Source organism: Cupriavidus sp. DB3, assembly GCF_020418465.1.
Lineage (GTDB): Bacteria > Pseudomonadota > Gammaproteobacteria > Burkholderiales > Burkholderiaceae > Cupriavidus > Cupriavidus cauae.
Genome location: NZ_JAIZPL010000002.1, coordinates 1 through 21430 on the forward strand (window position 1 = coordinate 1; position 21430 = coordinate 21430).

The window sequence follows — 21430 nt, forward strand, 5'->3', positions numbered from 1 at the left end:
TCGAAACTGCCAGCCTCCGAAAGGTGAGCGCCTAGGGGCGGGTAACAAATTTATGCAAAAACGGGTAACAAATTTATGCAAATTAACGGCCGGCCAGGAGCGCGCGGCCGCAGGGATATCTGCCATTTAACATAACAAACATTATCGGCGGCGCGAGTGTTAGGCGCGAATAGAAATGTCACCTTCTGGATAAATAGAAATGTCCGTGCTGGGAGTCGCCTCGACGTTGCAGTCGCCGGCGAGCCGAGGTCCGAGCCACTCTGGTTCGACTGGGAAAGGATTCTGGCGAGCCAATCCTCGCGCAAGACGCTTGGGCGGTCGAAACGGCAGCATGGCCGATTGGACTGCTTTCCATCTCAAAGCGAATGGCTGGAATTTTCCATTTAGCCAAAAAAGACGCCGAGATACCTTTGGCGTACGAATTGAGGAATGCAAGTCATCGGCCTTTGCTGGAATGGAAATATTCTCGGGCGCCGCATTTATCGGCATGCATCGGTTGGAAGTCGCGATAAATGAATATATCCGCCGTTTGTCACGCTGCCCGCCGGGAATGAGGTCAATTCAAATCCATGGCCGGCGAGATATCTACCTCTGCAGTGGTTCGTTCTCGGTGGCGCCACCCCTTGGCCGACCGGTCCGCGCCGCCTTCAAAGCCGCGCCGACGCAATATGTAGCACACATTACCGTCGCTGCCGGTCGAGCTCATCGACCGAAACCGGGATGGCATTACTCCGGTGCATGAAACATATGTCGGTTCTCAATAAATGCTTCGTCGGGAGTGTTTTCGCATTGAGAACTTCCCTGCGCGCTATAGACTGATTATTTCCCAGCGCGATATTTATGGATTATTCCGCAGAGCGGAATATATAAGGCCGTCAGTGCCGATTTCCACTAAAACATCAGGAGACAATCATGGTTTGGCAAAGCGCCCCACAAAGAGCGGGCAATCGATCCGTCGCACGGGAAGGCCGACGGGGAACTCGGACCGCCCTGCCCTTTGCTGTCGTCGGGCTGACGGCTTTGGTGCTTTCTGTTTCCGGATGTGGAGGCGACCGCGACGAACCCGCGAAACCGGCGGTGACGGTCAAGAGCCTGTCTTCGCCGGAGGGATTGGTCAGTGGCGATGACACGTTGATCGAACTGACGCAGGCCGATGGCGGCAACATTGCCGGCGCGAAGGTCAAGCTGAACGGCGTCGATGTGACGGGCAGCTTCAAGCCGAATCCGTCGAGAAAATCGATGCTTGGCCTGGTGTCAGGGCTGAAGCAAGGCGAGAACAGGATCGACGTCGTCGACGCGGCCGCCGACGCGAAGGTGCGCGGATCGTTGACGCTGACCGCCTATCCCATCCAGGGACCGATTCTGTACGCGCCCCAGGAAGGCAGCTTCCACTGCCAGACCGATACGTTCACGGTCTATCCGGGCGGCCCGACGCTCACCGCGGGGCCGAACACCGATCCCAATTGCGCCGCCCCAACCCGGGTCGATTGGGTCTATCACGATGCGACGAAGTCAGGAACCGCGGTCTGGCAGCCGTACGATCCGGCGAATCCGCCGGCCAATGTAGAGACAACCACGCTGCTCGATGGCCGAACCGTGCCGTATATCGTTCGACTGGAGACCGGCGTCATCAATCGAGGCATTTACCAGATCGCCGTGCTGGGAGATCCAAAGAAGAACCCGAATCCCAGCGCGGTGAATCCGCCCAGCGAATTCAACGGGCGGCTGGTCTACCCGTTCGGGCAGAGTTGCGGCGGCGGCTGGTATGTCCAGGGCCGATCGATGGGCCCCGTGGGCGGCTCGAACAATTCCGCGAACGGCGCGGCCGGCGATTTCAATGCCTTGAATGATCTGCCGCTCAGCAAGGGGTTCGCGGTAGCCAATTCGACGCTGAATTATTTCGGCCAGAACTGCAATCACATCATCTCCGCCGAAACCATGATGATGGTCAAGGAGCGGTTCATCGAAGCGAACGGGCCGGTGCTTTACACGATGGGTTGGGGTTCCTCCGGATCGGCCATGCAGCAGAGCATGATTGCCGATACCTATCCGGGACTGCTGGATGGCATCGTCATGCTGGCGGGCTTTCCGGATAACGGCGGCCCGCAAAGCATGGAAGGCCGTCTGTTCTACAACTTCCAGCTCAACCATACGAAGGGCGGGACGACGCAGAACGGGACCTACTCGCCTGTCCCCAACAGTCCTTACGATCCGACTTACGACAATGCCACCGCCGCCAGGCGCGCCGCGGACCCGACGCTGTTGAACTGGACCAACGCGGAGATTGCCGCTGCCTCGGGTTATGGCACCTATCACAGCGTTCGCCAGCAAGCCAGCTTCTGGGCCGCGCGAACGGATTCGGTTCTGCGGCCGGCGAACCAGGGCGATCGGGACAACGTGATGGGAGGCGCCGGAAACAGCTCCGTGTTCAATGCGGTCATCGGCAATGCCGAGAAGTACAGCCCGGCCAACGTGGTGACCAGCGCGCCCATGGGCGTCCTGCCGGCGCCGCCGGTCAGCCTGCTGCCCGCCAATCCGACCGGTCTTCGTCCCAACGTGAACGACCACAACAAGAACATTCTTGGCGTGGATCCGTCGACGGGATTCGCTCGTTCGTTCACCGGAAATGTCGGCATCCAGTACGGCCTCAACGCGTTGAACACCGGTTTGATTTCCATGGCGCAATTCATCGACCTCAATCGCAAAATTGGCGGCCAGGATATTGACGGCAATCTCCGCACGGATCGCATGCGCGCGGACGCCGAGGCGCTGAAGCGGGCCTATCAGACGGGCATGATCATGTATGGCGGGGCCGGCCTTCGTAGTACCGCTATCCTGAACCTCGATGGCTTGAACAACGAGTTCACGGGCGCCGGGGATATGCATCTGAAGTTCTTCCACTTCATTGTCCGCGCCCGTATCGCGGCGGCAACGGGCCAGTTCGCGAATCATGTCATGTGGACTGGAACGGCCAATGTGGGCAGCTTCGTGCACGATCCGAATGCCCACCATACGATGCCCGTTCAGGCTCCGCGCCCCGCTCACACCGGGCGATCGTTGCCGGCCATGCAAAAGGCGTTCTTTGGCATGGACCGATGGCTGACCGCGGTGGTCAGCGACCGCACCGCCGATTCGCGCGCGGCAAAAGTCGTGAAGAACAAACCGGCTGACATCGTCGATGGCTGTTTCGGTGCCACCACGGCTGGCGCGGCCAACGACTTTATCGCGGAGCCGCAGCGATTCGGCGGATTCAGCACCGTGTTCCGCAAGGGCAATGGCAGCAATTCGCCGGCCGACGTCGTCGAGGTCAGCGAAACGCCGTCGCGATGCAATTCGATGTTCCCTGCCTCGTCGTATCCCCGCTTCGAGGCGGGCGAGCCGCTCCATGCCCGGACGATGCAATGCCAGCTCAAGCCCGTGACGGTCAGCGACTACGCGGGCTACGCGGAACGCAATCCGTCGTGGACCGGTTCGCAGCAAGAGGCCGATCTCGCGGCGTTACGCGCGGTGTTCCCGGGTGGAGTCTGCGACTACAGCAAGCCCGGTGAGCAGGAGCAGCCGCTGGCGGGCACATGGATCCGGATTACCCCGGACAACGGGATGGTGATCGGACATCCGCTCGCACCGTAATGTCGCGAGGCGCGGCGGTGCTCGACGGGCACCGCCGCGTTCGCGATGTTGTTGGCAAAGACGCTGCCTCGGCAGGCAGTCGGCCTCGAAAGCAGTCGAACCTGAGCCCGCATTCGTTCCCGCTGCATTCCTCATGGGCAAATTGCGCGTAGGCAAATTGGGCAGGCAATTGTCCAGACCGATAGGCCGCCCGGACATTTCGTGCACAATCCCGCTTCGACATCCGAACTACATCTCACAAGTCGATGAGGAGATTTGCGAAATGATCAGCGCAACCAAAGCCCTTGCCGTCGTGGCCGCAGCCGCCCTGCCCTGCTTCGCGCTGGCCCAGCCGGCCAGTTCGACGCTGAACCGCGTCCAGCAAAGCGGCACGCTGCGGGTCTGCACGCCGGGCGATTACAAGCCTTTCAGCTTCGAGAAGGCGCCGGGCGTATTCGAGGGGCTGGACGTCGACCTGATGCAGACGCTCGCTGCCGCGCTGCAGGCCAAGCCGCAATACGTCAAGACGAGCTGGTCGAACCTGATGCCGGACTTCGTGGCCGGCAAATGCGACATCGCCGTGGGCGGTATTTCCGTGACGCTGGAACGCCAGCGGCAGGCTTATTTCAGTGCGCCCTACATGATCAACGGCAAGACGCCGCTGACCCGCTGCGAGAACGTCGCCAGGTACCAGACCATCGAGGCGATCAATCAGCCGGCGGTGCGTGTGATCGCCAATCCCGGCGGCAGCAACGAGCGTTTTGCACGGACGCATCTCGGCCGCGCGCAATTGCGGATCCATACGGACAACGTGACCATCTTCGACGAGGTCATCAAGAAGAATGCCGACGTCTTCGTCACGGAAGCCGCCGAAGCCATCGTGCAAAGCAAGGCCCATCCGGAACTATGCGCCGTCAATCCGCAGAAGCCGCTGCAGTATGCGGAGATGGCCTATCTGCTGCCGCAGGGCGATGACGTGTTCAAGCACTTCGTGGACCAGTGGCTGCATCTGAGCACCGCTACTGGTGACTTCGGGCGCGTGCGGGCCAGGTGGCTGCCGGAGTAAGTATGATGATGCCGGCCATGTCCAAGGCGAGACTGGCCATGAACTAGCCGGATGCGCCTTCGCGCTCGTGGAGACGCCCTATTTCATCCCCCACAACCTTCACCAAGCTGGACAGTCGCAACGGGTGTATTGCGAAAACGCTGTTGTTGTTGTCGGATGAAACGCAAAGTCTGATATGACGTACCGTTTCATCCGAGCTTTCTACGCGAAGAACTCTCGTCGTAGATCCTGGCCTCCAATCGACCCGTTTCAAGAAGTAGGTCCTGCCATTGCCACGCTCTACCGGGTCAACGACAAGGTCGAAGGTCGACGTCAAAAACTCGTGCAATTCGGACTTGGTCATATCGTGACGGGGTCAGGGAAGGCGCGGTGCCACGACTGAATCTCGACTTTTTCTCGCAGACCATGCACCCAGAACGGGTCCGACTGCAACAGCGCTTCGACCTCAAGCTTGTTGGCCGCACTGACGATCCATAGCCCTCCGACTGGAGCTTCACACTCCGCTTCTCTTAAGGAGCCGGCGATGAGCATCCGGTCGCGATGCCCGTCAAGCCAGTCGATGTGGGCTTTGAAGTGGCTAGTCCGTACGTGTGTTTGCCCAGGAATATCATGAAAGCGAACGGCGAATAGCACTCTTTCCCCTCTTCCTCGTATGTATCCGGGAATACGTCGGCAGCGTCGTGGATGCTCTGCGATTCTGATGGCAACCTACTTCTTTGCCTTTGTGCTATTCAGCAAAGCCGCCGCACGCACCAGTTCCTTCAACGCCTTCTCGTCGATTTGCGCGCCTTCCGCGAAATCGATGGCCCGTCTCGTATTGCCTTCAAGACTCGAATTGAACAACCCTGCCGGATCCGGCAATGAAGCGCCCTTTGCGAACGTCATCTTGACGACGCTCTTGTAGGTCTCGCCGGTGCAAATGATGCCGTTGTGCGACCACACCGGAACGCCGCGCCATTTCCATTCCTCGATGACGTTCGGGTCGGCTTCCTTGATCAGGGCGCGGAGTCTGGCGAGCATTTCGCCTCGCCAGTCGCCCAGTTCCTCGATGCGGGCGTCGATCAATGCGGAGGCGGATCGGTCTTGCGGCAATTCGTTGTTCTTCATATCGATGTCTCCCGGCGCAGGCAGCTCGTACCTTAGCACCGTTCCGTCAGCCTGACGGAAAGTCCGCAGGGCCATGGGACAATGCGGTCCACCGCTACCCTGCCCGCTTCGATCGTGACCTTCCTTGCCTATACGGCGCTGTTCGTGCTGACGGCGCTGGCCGAGATCGTCGGCTGCTATTTGCCTTACCTGGTATTAAAGCAGGAAAAGACCCCGCTGCTGCTGGTTCCCGCGGCCCTGGCGTTGGCGGCCTTCGCCTGGCTGCTGACCCTGCATCCCACCGCCGCCGGTCGAACTTATGCGGCGTATGGCGGCGTCTATATTGCCGTCGCGCTGGTGTGGCTTCGCATCGTGGACGGGCTGCCGCTGACGCGCTGGGACGTCCTCGGCGCCGCGGTGGCGCTGGCCGGCATGGCCATTATCGTGCTGCAGCCGACCACGGGTGCCGGGACGGGCTGATCCGCCGATCCGCCGATCCCGGTCCGGACATCCCGTCCCGATCATTGCCGTACCGGTCTCGACGGCACGCCGGCCGCTCTGTGCACCAGCCGATCGATCAGCCAGACCAGCAGCATCGTGATTCCCATCAGCGGGAATATCGCCCCCAGTACCGCCAGTCCGGCAATCCATGCGCGCATCGGCGGCGGGCTCGACGGACGCGACGGCGCGCCCAATGCATTGGCCGGCTTGCGCTTGATCCACATGACGAAGCCGGTGATGGCCAGCGCCATCAGGCCGAGCGAGATCGCGGCGCATGCGATCTGATTGGCAAGGCCGAAATACCGGCCCATATGGAGCGAGGTGCCGTACGACACGGCCTTCGCGACGGGGCCGTAGTCGTCGTAGCGGATATCCCGGACGATATTGCCGCTGTGCGGATCGATATGCAGCGTTCTTTCGGCCTTGGGGTCGCTGGGGAAGCACGACACCGAATAGACCGCATCGGGCGTTCCCGGCAGTGCCACCTGGCATCCCGCGCCGGCTCCGCGCGAGCCGGCGATGGCAACGACCCGATCCAGACCGATCGGCGCATGGCCGGCGGATGCGCTGGTTCCGACCGGCACGGCGGTCAATCCCGTCGCCCACGGGATTTCGCTCAGCGGCAGCGATTCCATCGTCCTGCCGTGTCGCCGGTGATCGCCATGAGCGGCATGATTGCCCTCACGGACGGGCGCGTGCGCATGCCCTGCTTCGCCATCGGCCGGGCGCCCCAGGTTCGCGGCCGTCGTGATGGCCTTGAATTGCTTGCCCCAGAAGGCGGTCCACGGCAGACCGGACAGCACGAACACCAGCGCGCCGATCGCCAGCGAAGCGCCGAGCATCAGATGGATTTCCTTCCACCGCCCTCGCCTGCCGCTTGCCGGCCGCATTGCAAACGCCCTCACACCCGATTCGCGCAAGCGCGGCCACCACATGGCCAGGCCGGTGGCGATCATCACCAGCGTCCAGCATCCGGCCAGTTCCATCAGCAATTCGCCGGGCTTTCCTGCCAGCAAGGCGCGATGCAGCAACCGGACCTGCTTCATGAAGCGGTCTTCCACGCTGAGGCTGCCCAGCACCGCGCCTGAATAGGGATCCAGATAGAGGCTTTCGCTGTTGCCCGAGGGCAGGCGGAAGATGAACTCCGCACTGGCGCGCGGATCGTTGCGCATGGTGTAGGTCGTGGCCACGGCGCCGGCCGGCGCGGCCGCCCTCGCCCGCTCCAGCAGCGTTTGCGGGGACAGCGGCTCGCCCTGCGGTGTCACGCGCAATAGCCCCGGATACAGCAAGGGTTCGATTTGCGGCTGGAAGCAGTAAATGGTGCCGGTGATCGCCAGCACGATCAGAAAGGGCATTACGAACAGGCCGGCGTAGAAATGCCAGCGCCAAAGCGTGCGGTGGGCGGCGGACGTTGGGGCAGGCGCTGCGGCGGGCGATCGGGGTGTCGGTACGGACATCTGCGGGAGCGGTGAATGCGTGATGGCGCTATCGAAGCTATTGGGTTATTGGGTTATTGGGGTTATTGGCCTATTGGCGTCATTTTTTTGGCGAGTGAGGCGGATCGCCGCGCCGATCCGTACTGTGCGACGAAATCCCGCGCGGGTCCTGCGGCATGGTGTCGCATGTACCGTGTACGGCGTGGCCAATAGAATCTGGCACCAAAAACAACGGTGTCTCGCGGCATTCCTGCCGTCTCACCTGGGACACGCCCGCTTTCTCAATGGCCCGACTCCTTCCCCGCGAGGTGGCGCTAGCCGCTGCCGCAGTATGCCTTTCCGCCCAGGCGGCCGACCCTTCTCCTGAGGTCCACGAACTGGCACCGGTCACCGTCCATGCCGCCGGGCAGACCGCGCTGGATGATCCGGCCTCGACCGGATCGAACCTTGGCTTGACGCCGATGCAGACGCCGGCCAGCGTGGACGTCATTGCCCGCGATCAGCTCGAAGTCCGCGGCGATGTATCGCTGGTCGATGCCATCACCCGTGCACCGGGGCTGTCGGGCCTCGGCCATCCCGGCAATGGCGGCGCTTCGTTGTCCGCCCGCGGCTTTACCGATGCGGCGTCGGTGATGCGGCTCTACGATGGCGTGCGCCAATACGGCGGGATCGGCGTGACGTATCCCTTCGACACCTGGTCGGTGGAACGCATCGAGGTACTGCGCGGACCCGCCTCGGTGATCTATGGCGAAGGCGCGATCGGCGGCGTCGTCAATGTCGTGCCGAAAAAGCCGACGCGCGGACCGGTGGAAAACGAAGTCCAGGCGACGGTCGGTACGGAGAATACCCAGCGGCTCGCCTTCGGCAGCGGCGGCGCGATCGACGAGCGCTGGTCATACCGCTTCGATATCAGCGGCAATCGCACGGACGGGTCGGTCGATTTCGGCGATTCGCGCAATCTGTCCGTATCGGGCGCGCTGCAATGGGATCCAACGCCGGAGCTCGGCATCAAGCTGAGCTACGCCAAGGGCTGGCAGCAGCCGGCACGGTATTTCGGCGTGCCGCTCGTCAATGGCCGCCAGGATCCGTCCTTGCGGACCCGAAACTACAACGTCAGCGACAGCCGCATCCAGTTCGACGACCAGTGGACCGAATTGTCGGCGCGGTGGATGCCGAACGCCGATCTGACGGTTCGCTCGCGGGCGTATTACATCGACAGCAAGCGTCATTGGCGCAATGCCGAGTACTACGACTATCTGCCGGCGAGCGGCCTGATCCAGCGTTCGTCCTATGTCGAGATCCTTCACGATCAATGGCAGGTCGGCAATACCACCGATGCGGTCTATCGCCATGCGTTGTTCGGCATGAACAACAGCGTGTCGGTCGGCTTCGATGTCAATCGGGCATCGTTTCGCCATACCAATAATTCGCCCTACTCGGGCAGCACGGTGGTCGATCCTTACACGTTCGATCGCGGCAATTTCATCAACGTCGCCGGCACCACGCCGCGCTACAGCAACGAGGCGGTCCAGTACGCCCTGTTCGCCGAGAATCGGCTGGAAATCACGCCGCGGTGGTCCGTGCTGGGCGGCTTGCGCTATGACCATGCCAGGATCGAGCGCCACGATCTGGTGGCCAATCGGGAGGCATTCGACAGGACGTTTTCGCACATCGGCTGGCGTGCCGGCACGGTGTACAACCTGACGCCGAATCTGGCTGTCTACGCGCAGTATTCGGAAGCGGCCGATCCCGTCAGCGCATTGCTGATGCTTTCCTCGTCGAACAGCAATTTCGAGCTGTCCACCGGTCGCCAGGTCGAGGCCGGCGTCAAGCAGGACTTCTGGAATGGCAAAGGGGAATGGACCGTTGCGGCCTACCACATCGTCAAGAAGAACCTGGTCACGCGCGACGCGGTCAATCCCACGCAAAGCGTACAGGTTGGCGAGCAGTCCTCGCGCGGCATCGAGGCCAGCATCGGCGTCGAATTCCTGCCGGGATGGCGGCTCGATGCCAATGCCGCGCTGCTGCAGGCGCGCTACGACCGGTTCACCGAATCGGTCAACGGCACGGCGGTCTCGCGCAATGGCAACGTGCCGACCGACGTGCCGGAGCGCCTGGCCAATGCCTGGCTGACCTGGCGCTTCCTGCCGGAATGGACGGCCGGCGCCGGCATCCGCCATGTCGGCCGCCGCTTCGCCGACCGCGCCAATACGCTCAAGATGCCGGCGTACACCACCACCGACCTGCTGCTGCAATGGCGGCCGCGCAAGCACACCACGCTGTCACTGCGCGGCTTCAATGTGTTCGATCGGCACTATGTCGCAACGGCCTACTACAATCCGACCCAATGGTTGCAAGGGGCCGGACGGCGGGTGGAATTGACGGTCAATCACCGGTTTTGAGTTGCGGCACGCGTTGAGGCGCGTTGGCACGCGTTGGCGCGTGTTTGGGGCACCATGACGCGAACCGGCCGCGCCGCGGCGATGGGATGCGATGGCATGGCCCTGCTTTATAGTTCGTATCTTCTTCCGTCCGTTGACCGGGCCGTCGATCGTCTCGAAGTCCATGCACACTGCCTCCCATCGCCTGTTCGCCCGCTTGCGTCCGCTGGTCCCCGCCGTTTTCGCGATGTTCGTGCTCGCCGGATGCGCCCTGCCACCGCTGGAACCCCGAACCGAATCGCATGCGTTGACGCCGGAAGAGTCCCGCGACACGGCGCTGGGCCGCGCGCTGGCGCCGGCATTGGCCGAGCGTCCCGGCCTGTCGGGCATCCACCCGCTGGCCGACCCGCGCGAGGCCTTCGCCGCGCGGGTCCATGGCGCCCGCATGGCCGAGCGCACGCTGGACGTGCAGTACTACATCTGGCGCCGCGACACCACCGGCACGCTGCTGCTCGATGCCCTGCATGAAGCCGCCGAGCGCGGCGTGCGCGTGCGCCTGCTGCTGGACGACAACGGCATCTCGGGCCTCGACGAAATCCTGTCCGCGCTGGACGCCCATCCCAATATCGAGGTCCGCCTGTTCAATCCTTTCGTCGTGCGGTCGCCGAAATTCATCGGCTATCTGACGGACTTCCGCCGCCTGAACCGGCGCATGCACAATAAATCGTTCACCGTGGACGCCCAAGCGACCATCGTGGGCGGACGCAATGTCGGCGACGAATATTTTGGCGCCACCGATGGCGTGCTGTTTTCCGATCTGGACGTGCTGGCCGTCGGGCCGATTGCTGCCGAGGTCGAACGGGACTTCGATCGCTACTGGGCGAGCGCCAGTGCGTATCCGGTGAACCGGATCGCGTTGCCCGTGTCCCCGGACAGGCTGGAACAACTGGCCCGGGAGGCCGCCACCGCGGAGCGCGACCCCGCCGCCACGGCTTACATGAACGCCCTGAAGGCACTGCCGGCCTACCGTCGCATCATCGATGGCACCCTGGCGTTCGAGTGGGCAAAGACACGGATCGTCAGCGACGATCCCGCCAAGGTCCTGGGCAAGGCGCCGAGCAATGGATTGATCGGGAATCAGCTGATGGAGACCATCGGCGTGCCGACGCGGGAACTGGACCTGGTGTCGCCCTACTTCGTTCCGACCGAGGCCGGTGCGAAGACCTTTGCCGACCTCGCCGCCAAGGGGGTCAAGGTGCGCGTGCTGACCAATGCGGCCGAGGCCACGGACGTCAAGGTGGTGCACTCCGGCTATGTCAAATGGCGCCGCGCGCTGCTCGAATCCGGCGTGCAATTGTTCGAGCTGCGGCGCGAAGTCGCGCCGCCCGCGGACAAGGCCGATACCACTCCCCGCTCCAGGGCCGAGGAGCGCGCCGGGCCGTTCGGCAGCTCCGGCGCAAGCCTGCATGCCAAGACGTTCGCCGTCGATGCGCAGCGGGCCTTTGTCGGTTCGCTCAATTTCGATCCGCGCTCGGCCCATCTGAATACCGAATTGGGTTTCGTGATCGACAGTCCCGCGCTGGCCGGCAGGATCGAATCGGCATTCGATACCAGCGTTCCGCAGAACGCCTATGAGGTCCGGCTGGCCGAGGACGGCAGCCTGTACTGGCTCGAAAGGCGCGGCAGCGACACGATCCGCCACGATACCGAGCCCAATACCAGCTGGCTGGAGCGCTTGTGGATCCGGGGCTTGTCGTTGCTGCCGATCGACTGGATGTTGTGACGTGCTGCGGGGTATTGCGACGTGCGGCGATGTGTCGTGGGGATGCGCTGCGGGACCGCTACGCGCGGAGAAAAACCTGTCGAGCGGTCCCCGGCGTTCCGCTATTGCGCGTCCTGCTCGCCCATCATCGCCGCCGGGTTCATCCACACCGGCTCGAACAGGTGACCGTCCGGGTCCTCGAAGGTGCGCAGGTACATGAAGCCCATGTCCTGCGGCTCGCGAATGTCGGCGCGTCCGCCGGCCGATTTTGCGGCTTCGACGATGGTGTCCACCTCCTCGCGGCTGTCGATCGACAGCGCGATCAGCATGGCGCTGGTCTGGTGCCCGTCGGCGATCGGCTTGCTGGTGAAGGTCCCGTAATAGGCGTGCGTCATCAGATGAAAGTTGATGGTATCGGACCACACCATCGACGAGGTCTGATGGTCGCTGAACTGCTCGTTCCTGACGCAGCCGATCGCCTCGTAGAAGCGCGTCGCGGCCGCGAGATCGCGGACCGGCAGGTTCAGGAAAATCATCTTTGCCATCGTGTCTCCTCCGTTGGGTTCTACTGCATTGGGGTGGTTCGCGTCTCGGTTCGCCCATGTTCGCCGGGATATTCCAGCTGCATGGCGACGAGTGCTTCCGTACGCGTGCCGTAGCGTTGGCCGATGCCGTTCAGGGCCGCATCAAGCGCCTTCGCCGGGTGCGGTTCCGCGGTGAGTGCAATGGTGCGTTCTCCATCCCAGTCCTTGCCCACCTGCTCGGGCAGCAGCCGGATGCCGTTCCGGGTCTGGATCGGCCCCGGCTGCGCGGCGAAGGAGATGGCCTGCGAACGATAGGTGCGCGACCACGCGTCGGCGACCAGCGCCAGCGATACCTCGTCGACGCCGGGCCGCAGCGCGATGCCGAGCCGTTCGCGGTTCCAGAAGGCCATGGTGTTGCCCATCGCCGTCAAGGCGAAGGGACGCGTGAAGGTGAAGGCGTCGCTGTCGTGGCGCGCATCCCAATGCGGCAGGCCCAGGTCGCGGGCGACCGCCTCTGCCCTGTCGCGGCCGGCCACGGCTTCGATCAGCGTCAGCGTCATCGGCATCGAGGCGGAAATGCCGGTGGTGGTGGCGACGCGGCCGTCGACCACGATGCGCCGATCGGGGACGTGGCGTACCGTGGGATGCTTCTCCAGCAGGTCGTTCAGGTAGTACCAATGAGTGGTGGCGCGCTTGCCGTCGAGCAGGCCGGCTGCGGCCACCACCTTCGCTCCGGCGCAGATGCCGATCACGGTGGCGCCCTTGGCGGCCTGGCCGCGGATCCATTGCAGCACGGTCGGATCGTCGTCTCGGCTCATCGCCGGGACCAGCACGTAGTCGGCGCCCTGGGGATGCTGCGCGTCGAACTGCGCGATCGTTGCATCCGGCTCGACCCGCAGCGCGGGGTAGAGCTTCACCGGTCCGGGCTGCGTCGCCAATGCCGCCACCTCGCCGATGTCGGCGCGGCGCAGGATGCCATAGGGCATCAGATAGTCGGTGGTTTCGGTGGCGTCGTTGATGCCGACGATGGCGATCACCGGGCGCGGGCGCTTGGGCGGCTTCAGCGCCGACAGCGTGGCGGCCCGCTCGGATTCGGCGATCGCCGGCGGCGCGGCGGGAGTTGTGGCCGGCGGCAAGGACAGCAGCCACGCCGCGCCGGCGGCCAGCGCGATGACCACCATACCGGCAATGCAGAGCCCGATCCATGTCGCACGACGTCGATTCGGCCGGTTCATCGTCCTCGTCTCCCCGTGGTTTTTTTAGCCAGACCACTAGCTTAGGCGGACGGAATCGGGACGCCAAGCCATGCCAAGGTGTCCACATTTGGCGGGGATCGGTCGATGCCGAACACCATGCCGGTGCCCGCGCCGATAGCGGGGCCGGCGCCGGGCAAGTACCGGACCTTCGCGCCCTACCCCTTTCGCAGTCCCTCCACCGGATCGGTCTCGAACGCCTGCCACAGCGCATCGCGCCGCTGCAGCGCCTCGATCACCGCCGGCTGGCGCAATTGGGCGACGGCGGACACCAGTGCATTGCACAGGAAGAATGCCGCCGTGTAGGAGTCGAATGGCGATGCGTTGGCGGTGCGCACCAGCAGATGGTGGTCGGCCAGCGGCACCAGCGGCGCGGCAGGGCTGTCGCAGATGGCGACGACGCGGGCGCCCCGCTCGCGGAAGGCACGGGCGATGCTGACCGGCGCGCTGGAATAGCGGCGGACGCTGAAGGTCAGCAGCACGTCTTCCGGCTGCACCCACAGCATGGCGTCGGTGGCCGTCACCGCGCCGGCTCCCAGCTCGTGCACATTGGGGCGGCACATGTTCAGATGCAGCGCCAGCCAGGCACTGACCGGCGCGCTGTTCTTCTGCGCGAGGATGAACAGCCGCCCTTTTCCTCCGGCCAGCAGCCGCGCGATCGCTTCGAACGCGGCGATGTCCAGCGATTCGTGCGTGGCGGTCAGGTTGTGCTGGTCGTGCATCAACGCATCGTCGAGGCAGGCCCGCAAGGTTCGCTTGCCGCCGATCAGCGCAGGCGCGCGCTGTCCCGCGGTTGGCAGCGCGGCCGTTACGCTGGCCCGCGCTTCGCGCTGGGCGTCGGCATAGCTGGCATAGCCGAGCTTGGCGAACAACCGCACGACCGTCGACGCGCTGGTGCCATGCTGCGCCGCCAGCGCGGTCGCCGATTCCAGCAGCACATGCGGATAGCCGCGCGTCAGCGCGTCGGCCAGCTCGCGCTCGCGCGCGGTAAGCGTGGCGGCTTCGCGCGCCAGCCGGTCCAGCAGCGTGGCGCCATGATCGGCGCTTTCCTTGCGGGAATTCGTCATATTGACACTCTGCAATACGTATTGCATGATGATATCACCGTTGCAATACACGTTTCACGGCGCATGTTGTTGCGCCTCCCATCACGTCTTTCATCGCGGACCGGTCACAGGTCATCGGCCATCGTTCATCGGTCGCGAACAGGAACCCCATGCAGGATAAGGAAGTTGCCCAGGGCGCGCAGGCGCTGCTGGACTGGCTGCAAGGCCAGCATCAGGCGATGCAGGACTTGCTGCAGAAGATCGTCGACATCGACAGCGGCAGCCGCCACGAAGCCGGCGTCCAGGCCGTGGCCGAGGTCCTGCGCGCGCATCTGGAAGCCGCCGGCATCGCCGTGCGCTTTCATGCGGTGCCGGGATACGGCGTTTGCCTCGATGCGCAGGTGCCGGGCTCCGGCGAGGGCCTGCCGGTCCTGCTGATGGGGCATATGGATACGGTCTATCCCGAAGGCACGGCGGCCAGGCGGCCCTTCCGCGTCGAGGATGGACGCGCCTACGGTCCCGGCGTCGCCGACATGAAATCCGGCCTGGTGCTCAATGTGTTCGTTGCCGAGGCGCTGGCGCGGCTGGGCCGGCAGGCGCCGCCGGTGCGGCTGTTCTTCTCGTGCGACGAGGAGATCGGCTCGCCCGCCACGCGCGATCGGATCATGGCCGTCGCCCGTGAAGTGCGCGCGGTGTTCAATGCGGAGCCGGGGCGCGTCAGCGGCAACCTGGTGACGGGCCGCAAGGGCTCGATGGTGGTCGAGTTCGAGGTCGAGGGCGTGGCCGCGCACTCGGGCATCAACCACGCCCATGGCGCCAGCGCGATCGATGCGTTGGCGCGCAAGATCCTGGCGCTGCATGCGCTGACCGACCCGGCATCGGGCATCACCACCAATGTCGGCTGCGTGCAGGGCGGCATCGTGCCGAACATGGTCGCGCCGCATGCCAGGGCGCAGCTCGATGTGCGCTTCACCGCCGATACCGACATGGACGCGCTGTACGGCCGCATCCGCGAGATCGTCGAGGCCGAATCGATTCCCCGCACGCGCGGGCGCATCACCGACATGCGCCGCACGATGCCGATGGCGACGACGCCCGCGGCCCTGCTGTCGCTCTATCAGCGCAGCGCCGAACGCGTCGGCTTTACCGTCGACGGTGAATTCACCGGCGGCGCGGCCGACAGCGGCCTGACCAGCTCGGCCGGCACGCCGACGCTGTGCGGCACCGGCCCGGTCGGCGGCCATCCGCACACCGAGCGCGAGTACTGCGAGTTGTCCACCTTCGTGCCACGGGCGCAGGCCCTGGCGCTGGCCATCCTCGGGCTGCAATGAGCGGCATGTCCCGCCATCGAACGAATCCCTTTTCCATCCTGCCTTTCTGATCATGCAGAACCTGCCCTTCTCCCGCCGCCGCTTCGTTGGTCTTGGCCTGAGCGCCGCCGCCATTGCCGCCGCCGCGCCGCTGGGCGCCGTGGCGCAGGAAAACTGGCCGTCGCGTCCCATCACGCTGGTGGTCCCCTTCCCGCCCGGCGGATCGGTCGACATCATGGCGCGCCAGTATTCCGAGCCGCTGTCGCGCATTCTTGGCGTGCCGGTGGTCGTCGACAACCGTCCCGGCGCGGGCGGTTCGGTCGCGACGCAGGTCGTCGCGCGCAGCAAGCCCGACGGCTACACGCTGGTGGTGTCGTCGCAGAGCAGCCACCTGGCCAATCCGCTGACGCAGCCGCGCATCGGCTATGACCCGATCAAGGACTTCGAGAACATCGCGATCCTGGGCCGGCAGCCCAATGCGCTGGTCGTGCATTCCAGCCTGCCGGTGCGCACCTTCGCGGAGTTCATCGCCTATTCGAAGAAGAACCCGGGCAAGCTGGATTACGGCAGCGGCGGCGTCGGCAGCATGGGCCAGCTGAACGTCGAGATGTTCAAGGCCAGCACCGGCGCGGTGGCGACCCATATCCCGTACCGCGGCGGCTCGCAACTGATCACGGCGGTGCTGAGCAACGAGGTGCAGTTCATCCTGGACAACCTCGTCATCATGCTGCCGCACGTCAAGGACGGCAAAGTCCGCGCACTGGCGGTCGCCTCCGAACAGCGCCTCGAGCAGCTGCCGGACGTGCCGACGCTGGCCGAACTGGGCTATCCCGAACTGAACCTGAGCTCGTGGACCGGCATCGCCGCACCGGCCGGCACGCCGCAGCCGGTGGTGCAGAAGATCTACCAGGCCGTGCGCAAGGCGGCCAGCGATCCCGCCATGCAGGCCGCCCTGCGCTCCCGCGGCGTGGTCCCGCCGGAAGACATGGCCCCCGCCGCCTTCGAACGCATGATGGCCGATCGCCTGCAGCGCTATGGCGAGGTGGTGAAGCGGGCGAAGATTTCGGCGGAGTAACGCTCGTACGGCCCGTACAGCGCGTACAGTCCCGGGGGACCGCCCCCGGGGCTTCCATCCCTCATCGGCAATCGGCGGATGAGCTTGCCCGGCGGCGGACACGGACTACGGCGCCCGGAACAGCCTCTCGTCCCAACGCACCGGCTCCGGCGCCGAGACGACCAGCCTGGCTGCATCCGCGTGCATTGGATTGACCAGAACGTTCCACTCGAGCCGGGCAACGACCGATGGCACGATCAGCACGGCCGATCGGAGGTCGGCCAGCCAGCGATCGCCGAAGCCGCGAGCCGTGCGGGGATCGTTCACGGCGTCCCATCCCGCCGGCAAGTCGTCCGGCCCTGCACGTTCGAGCGCGATGTCGTCAGGTACGTCGGCAACCACCACGACATGCTGGCGAGGCACCTTGCCGATGCGTGAGTGAACGAGAATCTCGAGCATTGCGCCCGCGAAACTCAGGGAGCCGTAGATGACGGGGCCGCCCGGGCTGTTGAAACGCCCGCCCACGAGCATGGCGCCGTTGCCGTTCCACACTTCATGGCGCCGATCTGCGATCCGGTAGATCCGCATCACGCGGCCATGCCGTAGAAGAGCCTCCAGAGAACTTCCTCGACCCGCTTGGCGCCCAGCTCCGTCATCGATACGTCGAGCGGTGTGTGACCGTCCAACAGCGGATGGGGCGCATGCAGGAATTCCCTGGCGTCCTCTTCGTCATCCCATACGAAACGGGCCGTCGCGAAGATTCGAGCCAGACGCTCTGTCTTTTCCGACTCGTCCGGCGTCAGGCGGTCCTTGCGGCGTTTGAAGGTCGCTTCCGGCACGATCCGCGACATCAACATCCGTCGTTCGTCCGAAGTTCGGACCACGTGTTCGACGATTTCTCGGAGTGCGGACTTTGGCAGTCCTTCCCGCACCGCGGCATCGAGTTCGGCGATGGATACGCGGGGAGGCGACAGCGCCATGGCCGCGCTGATGTGTTCCGGGGGAACGATCAGCATATCCGCACCTCTTGGATCAATTGATGCCAAATTGTAGGCCATTTGATCCCCCTCCGCTAAGCAGGAAAGACGGCAGGTCTTCCGATTCCTCCTTGTGTGCCGTCTCGTACTGTGACGGGCGTGGTTTCCAGACATTAATGGCCCGTCCGATATAGGCGATGGGCGCAGTTCTGCCATGGCCGTCCGTTCGCCAGACACAACCGGGGGGAGCCATGAAACCAGCGTTTCGCTTTCGACAGCGCCTGTTGACGGCCGCATTGGCGCTGTTCGGCTGCTGGCAGGCGGTGGCGGGCGGCGCGGAGGCGCGCGGGGCGTCGGTGCCCGCGGTTGCGGCGGGCACGCCGGTCGCGCCCATTACCGAAGCCGGCACGCTGAGCGGGTGCGCCAACCCGATGATCGGCAGGAACGGCGACACCGGCAGCGGCAAGCGGGCGGTGTTCGTTGATGTCAACCGGATGCGGCCGGACAGCGATCCGGTCTACGAGAAGAACGCCATTTTCTGGACCTCGCGCGAGAACCGGCCCGGCCAGAGCGTATTGATGAGCGGCGCCTTCACCGCCAACCGCAAGACCGTGCGGCTGGCGGCGCTGACGTCCGGGATGACCGACTGGCGCAGCGCGGTCCGGGCCAGCGCGATCACGGTGCCGGCCGTCAACCTGAGTTCCACGGGCTTGACCTTCACCATCCCGGCCAACCTGAAATACGGCCCCTACGCCTACCGCATCGAGGATCAGGATCGCGCGGTGCCGGCGCTGGAAGGCATCGTCAATCGGCCGGAAATCCAGTGGATTCTCGGCACGCCCGATACCGATTCCAGCCTGGAGGCGCCGGCGCATGAGCTGGTCAACTGCGGCGCCGAGGCCGGAGGCAAGCTGCGGCTGTTCGGCAAGAACTTCAACGGCAGCAAGGAAGCCTATCTGCAATCGGCCGACAACCGGCTTTATCCGCTGACGGTCGAGCACGCGGACGATACCGCGCTGGTGGCGGCCGTGCCCGCCGACATGGCGCCCGGCCCCTACCATGTGTGGATCGGCTCCCCGAAAAAGGACCTGACTGCGGCGCTGCCGGTGCCGATCCGCATTCAACCCGCGCCAAAACCGCCCGCGGTAGTGGCCTGCCCGGGACTGGCCGGCGATGGCGTCACCGACAACGCCCCGGCGCTGCAAGCGTGCCTCGACAAGAACCGCAGCAACGGCGTCCGCACCGTATTCAAGCTGCCGGCCGGGCAATTCGCCATCTCGAGAACGATCGCCTTGCGCCGCCATCAGTATCTGGTTGGGGAATCGGAGGACGCGACCACCCTGCTCGGCAAGGCGAACAACGCCGCGGCCACCCCCGCGTCATGGATCACCGGCGACAGTCATTTCGGCATCGCCTCGCTGACGCTGCGCGGGCCCCATCGCGAAACGATGCTGCGGGCCGCGGATCTGGGCAGCGATCCGCGCACGCACGGCCATATCCTGATCCAGCGCGTCAATTTCGTCGTGTCGGCCGATTACACCAACGGCGCGGAAAGCGCCCAGTTGATCAAGATTTCCGGGCCCGACCTGCGCATCGTCAATTCGACGTTGAGCTCGCGCAAGACGCTCTCCATCGACTACGGCGACGGCGTGCTGATCGCTGGCAATCGGGCGACCAAGGGCGATTACGGCATTGCCAACAGCCAGAACGTCGTCGTCACCAAGAATCTGTTCGGCGCGCAGGACGAGGTCAACGAAGGCGTGGTGATCGGCGCCAGCCGGCCGATGATCAGCGGCACCACGGCCAACGCCACGCGCAATTTCTATCTCGGCTACAACCTGTTCCGCAACATGACCTACACGCCGACCAACCAGTTCTTTACGACGGACGGCGGCGGCGGCGCGTATCTGGGCAGGCTCGCCGCGAGCTCGGCCAGTACGGTGACGCTGGCGCGCGATCCGAACTGGGACATGGTCGGCACCAGCAATCCGGAGAACGTGCTGATGTCGATCGTCGCCGGCACGGGCGTCGGCCAGTACCGGCATCTGAAATCGATCAAGGGCCGCGTGATGGAATTGGCGACGCCATGGGACGTGGTGCCCGATTCGTCCTCGGTGATCAACATCACCACCGGCTATCTGCGCATCACCGTCAGCCATAACGAGTTCCGCAACATGCATGGCCGCGCGCTGAATTCGATCCTGTTCTTTGGCGGCGTGTTCGACAGCGTGATCGACCACAACTACAACATGAACGCCGGCGACGGCATCGCCATCGCGGCCTATGGTCCCTATGGCGACAACACCTATCTGCCGACCTTCAATATCGACTGCCTGGATAACACCGTCGCCGAGGATGGCGACCCGGTCTTCGTGATGCGCACGGCGGCGCGCAACGTCACGCGCGGGCTGGCGGTGCAAGGCATGCCGGGCGCGACGCTGTCCGGCATCCTGGTACGAGGAAACCGGGTGGCGAGCCCCGGCATGATCTTTTTCCCGAACAGCTTCAAGGACAACTATTCGGTACTGGTCGAACAGAACCAGGCGCGGGTCGAGCCCTGGTTCGGCGGATCGAGCGGGCCGCCGGGTGCGATGATCCGGAACAATCGCCCGTAGGCGCGAGAGGCCGCCGCTTTACCGCGATGGCCTTCCGCCTACGGCAGCGCGGGCCGGGCGCTCGCCGCATCTCCCCGCATCGCGGCCAGCGCCCGCAGCGACAGGTGCGCGAACCAGTAAACGAGAAACAGCATCCCGAGCACGCGCCCGATGGTCACGCCGGCAAACGCTGCCGGCCCGGGCAGCAGCAGCGCGATTGCTCCCGAGATGGCCGCGGCGATCAGGCCGCTGAGCACGACACCAGCGATCGCCACGCCGGCGAACGGCAGGCGCCAAGCTTTGGTCAGCGCCGCGAATTCGCTGGCCGATGCGCGCTTGCGCAGGGCCAGATACGGCATCAGCCGCATCGCCAGCCAGCCCTGGGCCGCGAGGTTGGCCACGCCGTACAGCAGCGGCACCGTGCCAAGGAACTGGATCACCGCGCACAGCACGATATAGGTGCCGATGTAGTGCGCCAGTGCGCCGCGCTGGCCCGCCATGGCGTCGGGAGACGGGCCGGCTGCGGAGTAAGCCGGTCCGATCTGTGCGACCGCGCCCGGCATCGACCACAGCGCCACCAGCAGGATCAGCGCGAGCTGGTACAGCACCACCAGCAGCGTCTGCGCGACCCCACCCGCGCCCCCGTACAGCGCCTGCACCCAGGGCGGCACGATGCCGATCATCAGCATGACGAGCGGCAGGCCCAGAAAGATCGCACCGGCGATCAGCAGCACCACGATCGGACCGACGGCGAGCTTGAGGGCGCGTGAACTGACGAAACTGGCAAGCGCGGCACGAAAGGCGGCGAACGACGGCTGCATGGCGATGGCG

The 21430-nt window shown here is 64.7% G+C and carries 18 protein-coding genes; 9 read left to right on the forward strand and 9 right to left on the reverse strand.

All coding sequences use genetic code 11. The features are described 5' to 3' along the window. The first annotated feature begins 331 nt into the window (after positions 1-331). From K7G19_RS05745 to K7G19_RS05755, 3 genes are all read left to right on the forward strand, one after another. Positions 332-742: a hypothetical protein gene (locus tag K7G19_RS05745; RefSeq protein WP_226106368.1), complete on the forward strand. Its 411-nt coding sequence runs from the start codon at positions 332-334 to the stop codon at positions 740-742. 170 nt (positions 743-912) lie between these two features. After that, positions 913-3630 (forward strand): DUF6351 family protein, encoded by a 2718-nt coding sequence (locus K7G19_RS05750; protein WP_226106370.1) that lies wholly within the window; start codon positions 913-915, stop codon positions 3628-3630. A gap of 262 nt (positions 3631-3892) precedes the next feature. Next, positions 3893-4675 carry a transporter substrate-binding domain-containing protein gene (locus K7G19_RS05755; RefSeq protein ID WP_226107021.1) on the forward strand — a complete coding sequence of 261 codons (783 nt, stop codon included), beginning with the start codon at positions 3893-3895 and terminating at the stop codon, positions 4673-4675. 339 nt (positions 4676-5014) lie between these two features. On the opposite strand, the gene K7G19_RS05760 is transcribed toward K7G19_RS05755, so the two are convergent. Together K7G19_RS05760 and K7G19_RS05765 are read right to left on the reverse strand one after the other, a co-directional pair. After that, complete coding sequence (locus K7G19_RS05760) at positions 5015-5308, reverse strand: YciI family protein (protein WP_226106372.1); 294 nt, start codon at positions 5306-5308, stop codon at positions 5015-5017. 75 nt (positions 5309-5383) lie between these two features. Beyond that, positions 5384-5782: a DUF1801 domain-containing protein gene (locus K7G19_RS05765; protein WP_226106373.1), complete on the reverse strand. Its 399-nt coding sequence runs from the start codon at positions 5780-5782 to the stop codon at positions 5384-5386. Between the two features lie 81 nt (positions 5783-5863). Between K7G19_RS05765 and K7G19_RS05770 the strand changes: the two genes are divergently transcribed. After that, complete coding sequence (locus K7G19_RS05770; protein ID WP_149318719.1) at positions 5864-6241, forward strand: YnfA family protein; 378 nt, start codon at positions 5864-5866, stop codon at positions 6239-6241. 41 nt (positions 6242-6282) lie between these two features. Here the strand turns inward: K7G19_RS05770 and K7G19_RS05775 are convergent, their stop codons facing one another. Then, on the reverse strand, positions 6283-7719 hold the full coding sequence (locus tag K7G19_RS05775; protein WP_226106374.1) for a PepSY domain-containing protein: 1437 nt from the start codon (positions 7717-7719) through the stop codon (positions 6283-6285). 263 nt (positions 7720-7982) lie between these two features. Between K7G19_RS05775 and K7G19_RS05780 the strand changes: the two genes are divergently transcribed. Beyond that, positions 7983-10100, forward strand: coding sequence for a TonB-dependent siderophore receptor (locus tag K7G19_RS05780; RefSeq protein WP_226106375.1), 2118 nt, complete (start codon positions 7983-7985; stop codon positions 10098-10100). A 163-nt stretch (positions 10101-10263) separates the two neighbouring features. Then, positions 10264-11862, forward strand: a complete 1599-nt coding sequence (locus K7G19_RS05785) for a phospholipase D family protein (RefSeq protein WP_370639501.1) — start codon at positions 10264-10266, stop codon at positions 11860-11862. A 101-nt stretch (positions 11863-11963) separates the two neighbouring features. Here the strand turns inward: K7G19_RS05785 and K7G19_RS05790 are convergent, their stop codons facing one another. From K7G19_RS05790 to K7G19_RS05800, 3 genes are all read right to left on the reverse strand, one after another. Next, positions 11964-12386, reverse strand: coding sequence for a VOC family protein (locus K7G19_RS05790; RefSeq protein WP_226106376.1), 423 nt, complete (start codon positions 12384-12386; stop codon positions 11964-11966). A 20-nt stretch (positions 12387-12406) separates the two neighbouring features. Then, positions 12407-13546, reverse strand: a complete 1140-nt coding sequence (locus K7G19_RS05795; protein ID WP_226106377.1) for a DJ-1/PfpI family protein — start codon at positions 13544-13546, stop codon at positions 12407-12409. Between the two features lie 230 nt (positions 13547-13776). Continuing rightward, positions 13777-14685, reverse strand: a complete 909-nt coding sequence (locus K7G19_RS05800) for a MurR/RpiR family transcriptional regulator (RefSeq protein ID WP_226106378.1) — start codon at positions 14683-14685, stop codon at positions 13777-13779. Positions 14686-14834: 149 nt separating this feature from the next. Here K7G19_RS05800 and K7G19_RS05805 point away from each other — a divergent pair, with 149 nt between their 5' ends. Together K7G19_RS05805 and K7G19_RS05810 are read left to right on the forward strand one after the other, a co-directional pair. Beyond that, positions 14835-15995, forward strand: a complete 1161-nt coding sequence (locus tag K7G19_RS05805) for a M20 family metallopeptidase (RefSeq protein WP_149318725.1) — start codon at positions 14835-14837, stop codon at positions 15993-15995. 52 nt (positions 15996-16047) lie between these two features. After that, positions 16048-17049 (forward strand): tripartite tricarboxylate transporter substrate binding protein, encoded by a 1002-nt coding sequence (locus K7G19_RS05810; protein WP_006578080.1) that lies wholly within the window; start codon positions 16048-16050, stop codon positions 17047-17049. 105 nt (positions 17050-17154) lie between these two features. Here K7G19_RS05810 and K7G19_RS05815 read toward each other — a convergent pair whose 3' ends face one another. Both K7G19_RS05815 and K7G19_RS05820 read right to left on the reverse strand, forming a co-directional pair. Beyond that, positions 17155-17616 (reverse strand): RES family NAD+ phosphorylase, encoded by a 462-nt coding sequence (locus K7G19_RS05815; protein ID WP_226107024.1) that lies wholly within the window; start codon positions 17614-17616, stop codon positions 17155-17157. Further along, complete coding sequence (locus K7G19_RS05820; RefSeq protein ID WP_149318727.1) at positions 17616-18044, reverse strand: antitoxin Xre/MbcA/ParS toxin-binding domain-containing protein; 429 nt, start codon at positions 18042-18044, stop codon at positions 17616-17618. The genes K7G19_RS05815 and K7G19_RS05820 overlap by 1 nt, the downstream gene beginning before the upstream one ends. Before the next feature lie 245 nt (positions 18045-18289). Between K7G19_RS05820 and K7G19_RS05825 the strand changes: the two genes are divergently transcribed. Then, entirely contained in the window at positions 18290-20620 is a 2331-nt protein-coding gene (locus K7G19_RS05825) for a glycoside hydrolase family 55 protein (protein WP_226106380.1), read from the forward strand. Positions 20621-20658: 38 nt separating this feature from the next. Here K7G19_RS05825 and K7G19_RS05830 read toward each other — a convergent pair whose 3' ends face one another. Continuing rightward, entirely contained in the window at positions 20659-21420 is a 762-nt protein-coding gene (locus K7G19_RS05830; RefSeq protein ID WP_226106382.1) for a hypothetical protein, read from the reverse strand. Positions 21421-21430: the final 10 nt, after the last annotated feature.